The following is a 13,333-nucleotide window of genomic DNA, read 5'->3' as shown; positions in this document are numbered from 1 at the left end:
CCGGCCCCCCCCCCCGCCCCCCCCCGCCCCCAAACCCCCCACATTTGGCTTTAAACCCCGCGGCCCGCGGCCCCCCCCGGGGGGGGGCGCGCCCCCCGGGCCGGGGTGAACTACTCGCCGGGGTGGGCGAGTTCGATGTCGTGGCCGTCGGTGCCGGGGCCGGAGACGGTCAGCGCGGTGGCCACCGGCGGGTAACCGGTCGCGATGACCGTGTAGTCGCCGCCGTCCAGGTCGGTGAAGGCGTACGCCCCGTCCGGGCCGGTGGTGGCCGTGCCGACCACGTTGCCCGCCTGGTCCACCAGCGTCACGCGGGCGTCGGCCAGCGGACCGTGCGGGGCCCGTACGACACCCTGCAGGTGGGACCCGGCGTCCAGGTCGATCTCGATCCGGGTGGCGCCGGTCGTCGCGACCTCGACGGGCAGGGCGCGCGGCCGGAACCCGCTCGCGTTGACCGCGACGGTCACCGCGCCCGGCACCAGCTCGGTGAAGGCGAACTCGCCCTGCTCACCGGTGGCGGCGGTGGCCAGCAGGTCCCCGCGCACATCGGTGACGATCACCATCGCGTCCTTCACCGGCAGCGCGCTGCCACTCGCCCGGACCACACCGGTCAGCCCGCTGGTGCCGCTGAGCAGGATGTCGTACGACAGCGGCTCCTCGCCGACCACGATCGTGGAGGCCTGCGGCTGGTAGCCGTCGGCGGAGGCGATCAGCACGTACGAACCCGTGCCCGGCGCGTCCAGCGCGTAGGAGCCGTCGAACTGCGCGACCGAGCGGCCCAGCTGGCGGCCGGCCAGGGATATCAGGGTGATCGCGGCCTGCGGGACCGGGGCGCTCTCGGCGCCGCGGACGAAGCCGTGCACCGGGGTGCCGCCGCCCGCGCCGGGCTCGGCGATCGTGGCGAGGGCGGTCAGCGGCTGGGTGGCGGTCGCCGTGGCCATGGCCGGGCCGGTGGCCGCGGGGGCGGCCTCGGTGGCGGCGACGGCGGCCGGGACCTGCGTCTCGGCGGCCTGGGTCTCGACGGCGGCCGGAACCCGGGTCTCGGCGGCGGCCGGAGCCGCGGCCGGGGTATTGGTCTCGCCGGCCTGCGCCAGGGCACCCTTGGTCTTCAGCGGAACCTCCTTGATGAACAGCGTGATCAGGAAGGCGAGGGCGGCGAGGCAGCCGGCGATGAAGAAGACATCGGCGATGCCGTGGCCGTAGGCGCTCTCCAGCAGTGTGCGGATCGGGGCCGGCAGCTTGTCCAGGTCCGGGATGCTGTCGGTGGAGCCGGAGCCACCGGCCAGGGCTGCCTGGTACTTGGGGCTCAGGGCGGCGACGCCGTCCTGGACGTAGTGCGTGATCCGGTGGGACATCACCGCGCCGAGTGCGGAGACGCCGACCGCACCGCCGAGGGAACGGAAGAAGGTGACGGTGGAGCTGGCCGAACCGAGGTCGGCGGGCGACACCTGGTTCTGCGTGGCGAGGACCAGGTTCTGCATCATCATGCCGATGCCGAGACCCAGCAGGGCCATCCAGATGGCCATCTTCCAGTACTCGGTGTCGTAGCGGAGGCTGCCGAGCATCATCAGCCCGGCCGTGACCAGCACACCGCCGCTGACCAGCCAGGCCTTCCAGCGGCCGGTGCGGGTGATGAACTGGCCCGAGACGGTCGAGGAGATGAACAGGCCACCGATCATCGGGATGGTCATGACGCCGGACATCGTCGGCGACTCTCCGCGGGCCAGCTGGAAGTACTGGCTGAAGAACACCGTGCCGGTGAACATCGCGACGCCGACGAACAGCGAGGCGAGGGACGCCAGGGTGATGGTGCGGTTGCGGAACAGGCGCAGCGGGATGATCGGCTCGCTGGCCTTGGACTCGACGAGGACGAACAGCGCGCCGAGGACGACGGAGCCCGCGACCATCGCGTAGGTCTGCCAGGAGATCCAGTCGTACTTGTCGCCGGCGAAGGTGACCCAGATCAGCAGCAGGGAGACGGCGGCGGAGATGACGAAGGCACCGCCCCAGTCGACCTTCACGTCCCGCTTCACGACGGGCAGGTGCAGGGTCTTCTGCAGCACGATCAGCGCGATGATCGCGAAGGGGACGCCGACGTAGAAGCACCAGCGCCAGCCGAGCCAGGAGGTGTCGGTGATGACACCGCCGAGCAGCGGGCCGCCGACGGTGGCGACGGCGAACGTGGCGCCCAGGTAGCCGGAGTAACGGCCGCGCTCGCGCGGGGAGATCATCGCCGCCATGACGATCTGGGCCAGGGCGGACAGACCGCCGACGCCGATGCCCTGCACCACGCGGCAGGCGATGAGCATGCCGGCGTTCTGCGACAGACCGGCGGCGGCCGAGCCCAGGACGTATATGACCAGGGCTATCTGGACGAGCGCCTTCTTGCTGTACAGGTCGGCGAGCTTGCCCCACAGGGGGGTGGCCGCGGTCATCGACAGCAGGGCGGCGGTGACGACCCAGGTGTAGGCGGACTGGCCGCCCCCGAGGTCACCGATGATGTGCGGCAGGGCGTTGGAGACGATCGTGGACGACAGGATCGCCACGAACATGCCGAGCAGGAGCCCGGACAGGGCCTCCATGATCTGCCGGTGCGTCATCGGGGCGTGGCCGGTGCCGCCTCCCCCGTGCTTGGCGTGAGCCCGCACACCGGCTGGTGTGGTCGTTGCCATGAGCTTCCTTTTCCTACGTGTTCGCGGGTGTACGGGTGGTCTCTTCGACTACGGGTGCGGGCAGCCGCGGCGGGGCGGTCCGGCAGTCGCCGAAGGACGCGCGCAGGCGCGTCATCAGCCGGATGAGCTGGCCGACCTCGTCGTCGGTCCAGTCGCTCAGCCGGTCGGCGAGCAGCCGGGTGGTCCGCCGGGACAGGTCGTCGAGCTGCGCCAGGCCCTCGGGCGTCAGGCGCAGGATGCGCGAGCGCTTGTCCGCGGGGTCCGGTGACCGCTCGATCCAGCCGCGCGCGGCGACGTGCGCGACATGGCGGCTGGTGACCGACATGTCCACGGCGAGCAGCTCGGCGAGCTTGCTCATGCGCATGTCGCCGTGGCGGCCGAGCAGCGTCAGCACGGCGGCCGAGCCGGCCGGGCAGTCGGGCGGAAGGATCCGCCCCAGGTCCCGCTTCACGGCGCCGACGGCACTGAGCTGACGCGCCAACTCTTCGAACTGCGTCTGCCCGGCCATCACACCTCCCGTATTCGTTGCTTGGGGCAACCATAGATCTGTTGGTTGCTGCAGGCAAACAAATTGGGAGCCGCTGGCGCAAAAACTTGGCAAAGGCAAGTATTGCGAATGTAAATGCCCAGGTGGGCGGAGGTGAGGTGCCCGGGTCTGTCCCGGTGGCCCCGCACTTGGGCCGGTCACCTGGATTCGCTAGTGTCTCGGGCCATGGCTAACACCCAGGGCCCCCAGGGCAACCACGACCCCGCAGGCAACACCCAGATGTTCCGCGCGTTCGTCGACGAGGCCCCTCAGGGGCGTCGGCAGCAGCAGGCCGCCTCCTCCTCCGGTCCGCGCATCGGCCTGATCCTCGGCGTCGTCGCCGTGGTGGTCGTCGTCGCCGCGGTGGCCTTGGCGCTCAAGTAGGACGCACCTCTCCGCAGGGGATCACTGGCTCCACCGGACGGAGACGTCCCGCGTCTCGATGTGCATGCCGAGCGGTACGCGCCAGGCGTCGACGCACACCGTCCAGGTGGGGCTCTTGTGTGCGCCCGCGGCGATCGGCACCGGAAGGTCCGCGGTCGACTCGACCGTCCCCCAGTCGATGCCGAGCGCGCCGATGATGTGCGTGCCGAACGTCACCGTGCCCGAACGCACGGCGGTGCCGCCGGAGTTGTGGAAGGCGACGGTCACCTTCTCGCACCAGCGCTGATCCGTGTCCTTGCGCGCCGGGTCACCCCAGCCGAGGTCGGCGGGCGCAGCAGGCGTCGTGCGCGAGGGAGTTGGCGTGGGCGAGGCGGGCGAGGGCCGCTGTGGAGTGGTCGGGCTCCCGCCGGTGGTGCTCGGTGCGGCGCCGGGGGTCGTGGCCGGATCCGGGGCGGCGGTGCCGGTGCCGGCCGTCGGGGTCAGTGTCCCGGGACGGTCCGAAGAAGCCTGGGTGGACGGTGACTTGGCGGTCTCGTCCGGTCCGTCCAGCGGGACCATCCGGACCGTCCCCGTCGGGCCGCCCGCCGTGCTCCCGGGCCGCGGCACGCCGCCCACCGCCACATATCCGTCCCTGCTCCCGCCCCCGCACCCGGCCAGGGCCGCACCCAGACACACGACGGCCGCCGACGCTGCCGCAACGGCGCCTCGGCGGCCCTGTGTCCGTGTCGTCGTACGAAGGATCCGGGAACGAAGCATCCGGTCATGGTGGCTGACGCTTCGTCAGATGAAAACCCTTGTGCGGAGATCGGCACCCCAAAGGGGCGCGGGGTCCGTGCGGGTGTGCGGCTGCGCCGCGTGGGCGCGACAAGCCACCACGCCGCCGCCGACGACGAACGACGGCCGGCCGGTCCCGGCCTCCCCGCGCAGCCCTCAGTCCGAGATGAGCCCCTCGCGCAGCTGTGCCAGGGTCCGGGTCAGCAGCCGGGAGACGTGCATCTGGGAGATGCCGACCTCCTCGCCGATCTGCGACTGGGTCATGTTGGCGAAGAAGCGCAGCATGATGATCCGGCGCTCGCGGGGCGGCAGTTTGGCCAGCAGCGGCTTGAGGGACTCGCGGTACTCCACGCCCTCCAGCGCGCTGTCCTCGTAGCCGAGGCGGTCGGCCAGGGAACCCTCGCCGCCGTCGTCCTCGGGGGCCGGGGAGTCGAGGGAGGAGGCCGTGTAGGCGTTGCCGACCGCGAGGCCGTCGACCACGTCCTCCTCGGAGACGCCGAGGACCGCGGCCAGTTCCGTCACCGTCGGGGAGCGGTCCAGCTTCTGGGACAGCTCGTCGCTGGCCTTGGTGAGAGCCAGCCGCAGCTCCTGGAGGCGGCGCGGGACGCGGACCGACCAGGAGGTGTCGCGGAAGAAGCGCTTGATCTCGCCGACCACCGTGGGCATCGCGAACGTCGGGAACTCCACGCCCCGTTCGCAGTCGAAGCGGTCGATCGCCTTGATCAGGCCGATGGTGCCGACCTGGACGATGTCCTCCATCGGCTCGTTGCGCGAGCGGAAGCGGGCCGCCGCGTAGCGCACGAGGGGGAGGTTCAGCTCGATCAGGGTGTCCCGGACATAGGCCCGCTCGAGGCTGTCCTCGTCGAGTGCGGCGAGCCGCAGGAACAGGGAGCGGGACAGGGTTCGGGTGTCGATGTCCGCCGTGGCCGGCGGGGCCGGGACCGGGGCGGCGGCCTCGGCGGCCGGGGTCGGCACGGCTTCGAGCGCCGGGACGTCATCGAGCACGTCGAGAGCGTCGAGCTGCTTGGGCGCTGCCTCGCTCGTGGGCGTGAGCACCTTCGAGCTGCCCTGGTCTACGGACATGCCACCCCCTTTGGGTCGCGGGACGGTCGCGGCGGCGTCGCTTCGAGCAACGCAACCTTCACCTGAATACCGGAGCCGGAGCCTCGGCAAACGCGCTTCCCGCAGAATGTCACATGTCGGCAACACGCTGTAGTGACATGTCGACATGCAAGATGCGAATCAGCCCTGGAAAGAAGGGGTCTGACGGCTTTTCGGCGCACAACTGTCGGGAAGAGCGCAGGTGAGCGATTCGCTCGCGCCGGTTACGAATCGATCCTGCTTGCGATCCGGTGCGATCTGGTGTGTTCCGGACCGTGCTTCTGTGCGCTGGCTATGCCTCGATCCGATTCGCGGACCGCAACCGCTGGAAGCTACGCGCGAGTAGCCGCGAAACGTGCATCTGGGATACACCGAGTTCCGCGCTGATCTGTGACTGGGTGAGATTGCTGTAGTAGCGCAGCAGAAGGATTCTCTGTTCCCGCTCGGGGAGTTGGACGAGGAGATGGCGGACCAGATCGCGGTGTTCCACGCCGTCCAGCGCCGGGTCCTCGTAGCCGATCCGGTCCAGCAGGCCCGGCAGACCGTCGCCCTCCTGCGCGGCCTCCAGCGAGGTGGCGTGGTACGACCGCCCCGCCTCGATGCAGGAGAGCACCTCCTCCTCGCTGATCCGCAGCCGGTCGGCGATCTCGGCCGTCGACGGCGAACGCCCGAAGGCCGTGGTGAGGTCCTCGGTCGCACTGTTGACCTGCACCCACAGCTCGTGCAGCCGGCGTGGCACATGGACCGTGCGGACGTTGTCCCGGAAGTACCGCTTGATCTCGCCGACCACGGTCGGCATCGCGAAGGTCGGGAACTGCACGCCCCGGTCCGGGTCGAACCGGTCGATGGCGTTGATCAGCCCGATGGTGCCGACCTGGACCACGTCCTCCATCGGCTCGTTGCGGGAACGGAAGCGGGCCGCCGCGTAGCGCACGAGCGGGAGATTGGCCTCGATGAGCGCCCCGCGTACCCGGTGGTGCTCCGGCGTGCCCGGCTTGAGCTCCTTCAGCTCGGCGAAGAGCACCTGGGTGAGGGCACGCGTGTCGGCGCCGCGGCGCTTCTCGGGAGCCGGAGGGGCCGAGGCCTCAGGAGCGGGGGCAGGCGCCTCCTCCTGGGGTGGCGCAGTACTGGCCGACACGGTCAACGCCACCTCTTCATCGGTCAATCATCCGTCAAAAGCGGTCATAGCATCACAAGACATGTGCACTGTGTGCAAGCACCTGATAACGCCGTGTTGTGGCTAAACGGCGGCAAGTTGGGTCGTCAAACACAAGAAAGCCCCCCGCCTTTCCGGCGGGGGGCTGGTGCCGCGAGGGCTCAGAATTCGTAGTCGGCGATCACCCACGTGGCGAACTCCCGCCACAGGGCGACGCCCGCCTGGTGGTCCGGGTGGGCCAGGTAGCGCCCCAGTGCGTCGGAGTCCTCGACCGCCGAGTTGATCGCGAAGTCGTAGGCGATCGGCCGGTCGCTGATGTTCCAGGCGCACTCCCAGAAGCGCAGCTCCTCGATCTGGCCGCCGAGCGCCTTGAAGGCCTCCACGCCCGCCACGACCCGCGGATCGTCGCGCTCGACGCCCTCGTTGAGCTTGAAGAGGACCAGGTGGCGGATCATGGGATGTACCTCAGCTCTTTCCTCCGTTGGCGACCCAGGTCATGAAGTCGCCTATGGCCTTGGCCGCGTCCGAGATGCCCTCGAAGCCTATCTGGACATAGTCGGCGGCCTTGGCCGGGTCTGTGATGATCACGTACAGCGCGAAGACCACGAGCGCGTACACGGCGATCTTCTTGGCGTTCACCGCCACCGCGGCCTCCCTGTGCCTTTGCCTCGTGGGCCCCTCCTGCCGGCGGCGAGTGTAACCTTCACGCCCTGCGCCGGGACCAACGGCCCGCCCGTCGAGGTCTCTTGCCTGCGTCCCTTTCGGGAAGCGGGGCGGACGCACGAAGGGCCCCGTCTCGCGACGGGGCCCTTCTCAAGCGGTAGCGGAGGGATTTGAACCCTCGGTGACTTGCGCCACACTCGCTTTCGAGGCGAGCTCCTTCGGCCGCTCGGACACGCTACCGAGGGAGACCTTACAGCAAGGTGGTGCATGGTTCGAAATCGGTATTTCAGCGATCCCGGAAGAAGTCCGTGAGGATCCGCGCGCAGTCCTCGGCCAGGACGCCCTCCACGACCTCGGGCCGGTGGTTGAGCCGGCGGTCGCGTATGACGTCCCAGAGGGAGCCGGCCGCGCCCGCCTTCTCGTCCCGGGCGCCGTAGACCACGCGGTCCACCCGGGACTGGACGAGTGCGCCCGCGCACATCGTGCAGGGTTCGAGCGTGACGACCAGCGTGCAGCCGGTCAGCCGCCACTGTCCGAGCAGCGCGGCGGCCCGCCGGATCGCCAGTACCTCGGCGTGGGCCGTGGGGTCGCCGGTGGCCTCGCGCTCGTTGTGCCCCGCCGCGAGCACCGTCGTACCGTCCGGGGACAGCAGGACGGCGCCGACGGGGACGTCGCCGCCCCGGACGGCCAGGGCGGCCTCGTCCAGGGCGAGACGCATCGCGGGCCGCCAGCGGTCGCGCACCGGGTCCGGGACCGCCGGGTCCGCGGTCACCGGGCCGGGGGCCCGCCCCGGGTCGCCGGGCGTGGCGGGCGGAGGGGTGTGCGGCGCGGTCAGCGGACGGTCTCCAGCACCTCCGAGGCGCCCAGGGCGTCGGCGATGGCGCCCAGCGCGTCCTCGGCGTCCAGTGTGCGCAGCTCCTTCTCGCTGACGCCCAGGTCGTCGAGGATCTGGCTGTCGCCCACCGGGCTGTGCGGCACCGCGTCGGCGGCCGAGCCGTCGGCTTCCTCGTTCTCGTCCTCGGACTCACCGTCCTCCGTGCCGTCGAGGTCCAAGGAGTCCAGGTCGGGGCCGTCGTCGGCGCCGGGCTCCCGGCCCAGCAGTTCGTCGGTGAGCAGCAGCTCGCCGTACGCGCTGCGGGCGGCGGCGGCCGCGTCGGAGACGTAGATGCGAGGGTCGTCCTCGCCGTCCACGCGGACGACGCCGAACCAGGCGTCCTCCTGCTCGATCAGGACGAGCACCGTGTCCTCTTCGGGATTGGCTTCCCGGGCCAGGTCGGCCAGATCCGACAGGGTCTCCACATCGTCGAGCTCTGTGTCGCTCGCTTCCCACCCGTCTTCGGTGCGCGCGAGCAGTGCGGCGAAGTACACCGTGACTCTCCCACTGGTCATAGGCGTGCCGGTTGGGGGTCCCCCCGGCGGAGGTTATTGGGCGGGGAGAGCTGTGCTCCGAGCCCCACCCACTCGGAATCGTGGCAGAAACAAGGCGTTCAGGGGACGTCTTCGGCTCCCTGTGTCTTGCTGTTTTGATCGTGCGTCCGAACTGAAGGGCAAACGACCCACCAGCGCGCTTGTTGCCGCCACCTGCGGATCGTACGCGGCTTTTTCAGGCGCTCACGCACCCCCACCGCCTGAACACCGGCGCGGGCGACGATCTTCCTTACCGGGTTCTTTCCGGCAGGCCACGCGATGCCGACGGTACGCCCGTCCCGCCTACCAGCGGAACGTCCGCATCCGCATGGCGTGGCGCAGCCGGGCCGTCTTGGCGCGCCGGGGCTGGACACGGGCCCGCAGGGCCCGGGCCTCGGCGAGCTCGCGCAGGAACTGGGCGCGCCGGCGCCGGCGCTCGGCGTCCGTCTCGGGCTGCTCCGCTCCGGAGTGCTCCGTCCGGGCGGCGTCCTTCGCGTCGTCGGATTCGTGGTCAGGCAGGTCAGGCACAGGCACACCACCCCCGGTCCGTCCCTCTCACTTTCCCTCGGACGGGCGGTTTGATGCCAGAGCGAGGGGCGGTCCACCGCGGTTACTGTTATGGGCATGCGTCTCCACGTCGTCGACCACCCCCTGGTCGCCCACAAGCTCACCACGCTGCGCGACCAGCGCACCGACTCCGCGACCTTCCGGCGGCTCGCCGACGAACTGGTCACCCTGCTCGCCTACGAGGCCACGCGGGACGTGCGCACCGAGCAGGTCGACATCCGGACCCCGGTGGCGCAGACCACCGGCGTCAAGCTGGCCCGCCCCCGTCCGCTGGTCGTCCCGATCCTGCGAGCCGGTCTCGGCATGCTGGACGGCATGGTCCGGCTGCTGCCGACCGCCGAGGTGGGCTTCCTGGGCATGATCCGCAACGAGGAGACGCTGCAGGCCTCCACCTACGCCTCGCGCATGCCGGAGGACCTCTCGGGGCGTCAGGTGTACGTCCTGGACCCGATGCTGGCCACGGGCGGCACGCTGGTCGCCGCCATCCAGGAGCTGATCAGGCGCGGCGCCGACGACGTGACCGCCGTGGTCCTGCTCGCCGCCCCCGAGGGCGTCGCGGTCATGGAGCGCGAGCTGGCGGGCACCCCGGTGACGGTCGTGACGGCGGCGGTGGACGACCACCTCAACGAGCACGGGTACATCGTGCCCGGGCTCGGGGACGCGGGGGACCGGCTGTACGGCGCGGCGGAGTAACGGCCGGGCGCCTCGGCGCCATAACGCCGTTGGGGTGCGGTTGCGCGGGCGGCTGCGGGTTTGTCGTGGCTTGTCGCGCAGTTCCCCGCGCCCCTTCGGGGCGCCTGCTCAGCAGCTCTTCTTCGTCGGGGCCGTCGGCTGGGGGGCGGTCAGGGCCGTCAGGGCCTTGGCCGCGTCCGGTCGGCTGGTCAGGTTCTTGAAGCCGTCGCCGATGATCAGGTCCAGGTCGGTGCCCTTGCGGGTGGGCTCGGTGCGGCGTTCGGCGCCGGAGAGTTGGGTGGCGAGCACCGGCAGCGAGGTGTTGAGCGCCGAGCCGGGGCCGAGGAGTATCCCGGTGCCCTTGACCTTCTTGTCGAAGTCCTTGCCGGCGTTGCCCACGTCGCCGATCTTGAAGCCGCGTTTCTTCAGCTCGTCCGCGGTGGTCTTGGCGAGCCCGGTGCGCGTGGTGGCGTTGTAGACGTTCACCGTGATGTCGCCGGGCTTGGGCACCACCCTGGCCTGCGCGGCGGGGTGCACCTTGGTGCGGCAGTCCGCCTTGGGGGTCACCGCCGAGGATTTCTTGGCGCCGCCCGTGAAGACGTCGATGAGCTGCAGAGTGCCCCAGCCGATCAGGCCGAGCGCGGCGGCGGACGCCACCGCGGCGAGCGCGAGCCTGCCGCGCCGCCGGCGTGGGCGCATCCGAGGGTATTTGTCCCCCGTGATCCGGTACTGGCCGCCCATGCCCGGAGGAGTCAGCATGCTCATGGGCGCAGCGTAGTGCGCCCGAGCGGCGATGCCTATTAGATGATCAGTAGACGCCGCTCAGCGGAACCCGAAAGGGTCAACCGCCCGATCGTGCGCGGGTCAGTCGAGTTCGAGTACGCGCGCGTGCAGCACCTGGCGCTGCTGGAGGGCGGCGCGGACCGCACGGTGGAGTCCGTCCTCCAGGTACAGATCGCCCTGCCACTTCACGACGTGCGCGAAGAGGTCGCCGTAGAACGTCGAGTCCTCGGCCAGCAGGGTCTCCAGGTCGAGCTGCCCCTTGGTCGTCACGAGCTGATCGAGGCGGACCGGGCGCGGCGCGACGTCCGCCCACTGCCGGGTGCTTTCCCGGCCGTGGTCGGGGTACGGCCGGCCGTTTCCGATGCGCTTGAAGATCACACGGAAAGCCTACCGGTCAAGACGTTCCGGGCGCAGCCATGGCGACGCAGTGCGACGCTGGAAAAGCCGTACCCAAACGGGCATACCGGTGTTTATCGGGAACAGAGGCCGGAGATGAGTGACAGCGAGACGCTCCCCGCGAAGGCTCAGGAGATCGCTGCCGGATACGCCTTCGCCGGCCCCGCCCTCGACCTCGGCGCCCTCCTGTGGGACGGTCGGAGCCGCCCGGACGCGCCGGTGCGCATCCCGCTGCCCATGCTCAACCGGCACGGACTGGTCGCGGGCGCGACCGGCACGGGCAAGACGAAGACCCTCCAGCTGATCGCCGAGCAGCTCTCCGCGCAGGGCGTGCCGGTGTTCCTCGCGGACATCAAGGGCGACCTGTCCGGCATCGCGCAGCCCGGCCGGGCGGACGGCCGGGTCCAGGGGCGCGCCGCCGAGGTGGGACAGCAGTGGACGCCGGCCGGTTTCCCCGCCGAGTTCCTCGCCCTCGGCGGGCTCGGCCGCGGTATCCCGGTGCGGGCCACCGTCACCAGCTTCGGCCCGGTCCTGCTCTCCAAGGTGCTGCAGCTCAACCGGACCCAGGAGCAGTCCCTCGGCCTGATCTTCCACTACGCCGACACCAAGGGCCTGGAGCTGATCGACCTCAAGGACCTCAGGGCGGTCGTCGCGTTCCTGATCTCCGACGAGGGCAGGGCCGAGCTGAAGAACATCGGCGGCCTGTCCACCGCCACGGCCGGGGTGATCCTGCGCTCGCTGACCGCCTTCGAGGCGCAGGGCATGACGGACTTCTTCGGCGAGCCCGAGTTCGACACGGCCGACCTGCTGCGGACGGCGCCCGACGGACGGGGCGTCGTCTCGGTCCTGGAACTGCCCGCGGTCCAGGACAAACCGCTGCTCTTCTCGACGTTCCTGATGTGGCTGCTGGCCGACCTCTTCCACGACCTGCCCGAGGTCGGCGACGCCGACAAGCCCGGGCTGGTGTTCTTCTTCGACGAGGCGCACCTGCTGTTCGGCGACGCCTCCAAGGCGTTCCTGGACTCGATCACCCAGACCGTGCGCCTGATTCGCTCGAAAGGCGTGGGCGTCTTCTTCGTCACACAGACCCCGAAGGACGTGCCGTCCGACGTCCTCGCGCAGCTCGGCAACCGGGTCCAGCACGCGCTCAGGGCCTTCACGCCGGACGACCAGAAGGCCCTGAAGGCGACGGTGAAGACCTTCCCGAACTCCGCCTACGACCTCGAAGAACTCCTCACCGGCCTCGGCATCGGCGAGGCCGTGGTGACCGTGCTCGGCGAGAAGGGCGCCCCGACCCCGGTCGCCGCCACCCGGCTGCGCGCCCCGGAGTCCCTGATGGGCCCGGTGGACGGGGCCGAACTGGACCGTGCGGTCCAGGGGTCCGCGCTCCACGGGCGTTATGCACAGGCTGTGGATCGCGAGTCGGCGTACGAGAAGCTGTCGGCGGCGCAGGAGCGGACACCGGAGCGGACACCGCAGCAGGCACGGACCCGCCCGGAGAGTGTCCCCCGGCCGAAGCCGCCCGAGGAGGAGCCCTCGCTCGTCGAACAGGTGGTGAGCAGCGGGATGTTCCGGTCCCTGGCCCGCTCGGTCGGCACCCAGCTCGGCCGCGAGATCACCCGTTCGCTGTTCGGTACGGCCCGGCGGTGGCGGTAGACCGCCTCCGCCGGCACGTCAGCGGCCGTCCTTCTTCGCCGGCCGCTGCGGTTGCGGGTTCTTCTGTTCTCCCGGGGGCAGCGCGCTGCGCCTGGCCTCCGCGCGCAGCAGGGCGCGCAGGACCGCGTACGGGTCGGTGGGCATGGCTGTGTTCCTCGCGTCGAGCTGACAGGCCTGCGGAAGCGGGCGTCCGTCAGCAGCGCAGGACCACCGTGCGCAGCAGGGGCAGGGCGTGCGGCGGCCGCGGCGGGACGGGGCACGGGCGTGCCGCCGGGCGGACGGGCGCCGGGTCGCGCAGGGGCGTGGGGCGCTCGGGCAGGTCGGCCCGGTGGACGCCACCGGCGGGCGGCCGCAGGAGCGCCGAGAGGGCGTCGTGTCCGTCGCTCTCCGCGGACTCGGCGGCCGCGGCCGGTACGGGTGCCGCCTGGGCCTGCACCTGGGCTCCGGGCACCAGCAGGACGAGCAGCAGCACGAGCAGCCGCAGCCGGGCGTGGCGGCGTGGCGTGCGGCGGCGTGCGGTGCTCACACCGGTCACCTGCCCACGGGAGGTGCCGACTGCAGCGCCCGGCCGCCGAGATC

17 protein-coding genes and 1 tRNA gene are annotated in these 13,333 nt (G+C 71.0%); 3 read left to right on the top strand and 15 right to left on the bottom strand.

From position 1 onward, the window contains the following. Nucleotides 1–110 precede the first annotated feature (110 nt). Together AB0H32_RS07855 and AB0H32_RS07850 are read right to left on the bottom strand one after the other, a co-directional pair. Entirely contained in the window at nucleotides 111–2,669 is a 2,559-nt protein-coding gene (locus tag AB0H32_RS07855; protein WP_361115886.1) for an MFS transporter, read from the bottom strand. Nucleotides 2,670–2,682: 13 nt separating this feature from the next. Further along, nucleotides 2,683–3,177 carry a MarR family transcriptional regulator gene (locus AB0H32_RS07850; RefSeq protein ID WP_361115883.1) on the bottom strand — a complete coding sequence of 165 codons (495 nt, stop codon included), beginning with the start codon at nucleotides 3,175–3,177 and terminating at the stop codon, nucleotides 2,683–2,685. Between the two features lie 204 nt (nucleotides 3,178–3,381). On the opposite strand from AB0H32_RS07850, the gene AB0H32_RS07845 reads away from it, so the two are divergent. Further along, nucleotides 3,382–3,579, top strand: a complete 198-nt coding sequence (locus tag AB0H32_RS07845; protein WP_361115880.1) for a hypothetical protein — start codon at nucleotides 3,382–3,384, stop codon at nucleotides 3,577–3,579. 21 nt (nucleotides 3,580–3,600) lie between these two features. Here the strand turns inward: AB0H32_RS07845 and AB0H32_RS07840 are convergent, their stop codons facing one another. The 9 genes from AB0H32_RS07840 to AB0H32_RS07800 all read right to left on the bottom strand — a co-directional run bounded on the left by AB0H32_RS07840 (nucleotide 3,601) and on the right by AB0H32_RS07800 (nucleotide 9,214). Then, on the bottom strand, nucleotides 3,601–4,335 hold the full coding sequence (locus tag AB0H32_RS07840) for a hypothetical protein (protein WP_361115877.1): 735 nt from the start codon (nucleotides 4,333–4,335) through the stop codon (nucleotides 3,601–3,603). 174 nt (nucleotides 4,336–4,509) lie between these two features. Continuing rightward, on the bottom strand, nucleotides 4,510–5,436 hold the full coding sequence (locus AB0H32_RS07835; RefSeq protein WP_361115874.1) for an RNA polymerase sigma factor SigF: 927 nt from the start codon (nucleotides 5,434–5,436) through the stop codon (nucleotides 4,510–4,512). A 310-nt stretch (nucleotides 5,437–5,746) separates the two neighbouring features. Further along, nucleotides 5,747–6,598 carry an RNA polymerase sigma factor SigF gene (locus tag AB0H32_RS07830; RefSeq protein ID WP_361115900.1) on the bottom strand — a complete coding sequence of 284 codons (852 nt, stop codon included), beginning with the start codon at nucleotides 6,596–6,598 and terminating at the stop codon, nucleotides 5,747–5,749. Nucleotides 6,599–6,771: 173 nt separating this feature from the next. Next, nucleotides 6,772–7,065 (bottom strand): Dabb family protein, encoded by a 294-nt coding sequence (locus tag AB0H32_RS07825; RefSeq protein ID WP_361115872.1) that lies wholly within the window; start codon nucleotides 7,063–7,065, stop codon nucleotides 6,772–6,774. Nucleotides 7,066–7,075: 10 nt separating this feature from the next. Then, a complete protein-coding gene (locus AB0H32_RS07820) occupies nucleotides 7,076–7,255 on the bottom strand; it encodes a hypothetical protein (protein WP_153540120.1) in 180 nt (59 codons plus the stop codon). A gap of 173 nt (nucleotides 7,256–7,428) precedes the next feature. Continuing rightward, a tRNA-Ser gene (locus AB0H32_RS07815) sits at nucleotides 7,429–7,513 on the bottom strand. Between the two features lie 46 nt (nucleotides 7,514–7,559). Further along, entirely contained in the window at nucleotides 7,560–7,991 is a 432-nt protein-coding gene (gene tadA, locus AB0H32_RS07810) for a tRNA adenosine(34) deaminase TadA (RefSeq protein ID WP_361115897.1), read from the bottom strand. Between the two features lie 113 nt (nucleotides 7,992–8,104). Then, entirely contained in the window at nucleotides 8,105–8,641 is a 537-nt protein-coding gene (locus tag AB0H32_RS07805) for a hypothetical protein (RefSeq protein WP_361115894.1), read from the bottom strand. A 342-nt stretch (nucleotides 8,642–8,983) separates the two neighbouring features. Beyond that, nucleotides 8,984–9,214, bottom strand: coding sequence for a hypothetical protein (locus tag AB0H32_RS07800; protein ID WP_361115868.1), 231 nt, complete (start codon nucleotides 9,212–9,214; stop codon nucleotides 8,984–8,986). A 90-nt stretch (nucleotides 9,215–9,304) separates the two neighbouring features. On the opposite strand from AB0H32_RS07800, the gene upp reads away from it, so the two are divergent. After that, nucleotides 9,305–9,940 carry a uracil phosphoribosyltransferase gene (upp, locus tag AB0H32_RS07795; RefSeq protein WP_361115865.1) on the top strand — a complete coding sequence of 212 codons (636 nt, stop codon included), beginning with the start codon at nucleotides 9,305–9,307 and terminating at the stop codon, nucleotides 9,938–9,940. Between the two features lie 108 nt (nucleotides 9,941–10,048). Here upp and AB0H32_RS07790 read toward each other — a convergent pair whose 3' ends face one another. Beyond that, nucleotides 10,049–10,684 (bottom strand): LytR C-terminal domain-containing protein, encoded by a 636-nt coding sequence (locus AB0H32_RS07790; RefSeq protein WP_361115862.1) that lies wholly within the window; start codon nucleotides 10,682–10,684, stop codon nucleotides 10,049–10,051. A gap of 99 nt (nucleotides 10,685–10,783) precedes the next feature. Then, a complete protein-coding gene (locus tag AB0H32_RS07785; RefSeq protein ID WP_003999914.1) occupies nucleotides 10,784–11,080 on the bottom strand; it encodes a type II toxin-antitoxin system VapB family antitoxin in 297 nt (98 codons plus the stop codon). 114 nt (nucleotides 11,081–11,194) lie between these two features. Here AB0H32_RS07785 and AB0H32_RS07780 point away from each other — a divergent pair, with 114 nt between their 5' ends. Then, complete coding sequence (locus AB0H32_RS07780) at nucleotides 11,195–12,754, top strand: helicase HerA-like domain-containing protein (protein ID WP_361115859.1); 1,560 nt, start codon at nucleotides 11,195–11,197, stop codon at nucleotides 12,752–12,754. An 18-nt stretch (nucleotides 12,755–12,772) separates the two neighbouring features. Here AB0H32_RS07780 and AB0H32_RS07775 read toward each other — a convergent pair whose 3' ends face one another. Both AB0H32_RS07775 and AB0H32_RS07770 read right to left on the bottom strand, forming a co-directional pair. Continuing rightward, nucleotides 12,773–12,898, bottom strand: coding sequence for a hypothetical protein (locus AB0H32_RS07775; RefSeq protein WP_361115856.1), 126 nt, complete (start codon nucleotides 12,896–12,898; stop codon nucleotides 12,773–12,775). 49 nt (nucleotides 12,899–12,947) lie between these two features. Beyond that, complete coding sequence (locus AB0H32_RS07770) at nucleotides 12,948–13,280, bottom strand: hypothetical protein (protein ID WP_361115853.1); 333 nt, start codon at nucleotides 13,278–13,280, stop codon at nucleotides 12,948–12,950. Between the last annotated feature and the right edge of the window lie 53 nt (nucleotides 13,281–13,333).

This window comes from Streptomyces sp. NPDC020362 (assembly GCF_040642095.1).
Taxonomy (GTDB): domain Bacteria; phylum Actinomycetota; class Actinomycetes; order Streptomycetales; family Streptomycetaceae; genus Streptomyces.
Note: the sequence above shows the minus strand (reverse complement) of the source record. Positions and strands in the feature narration are given on the sequence as shown.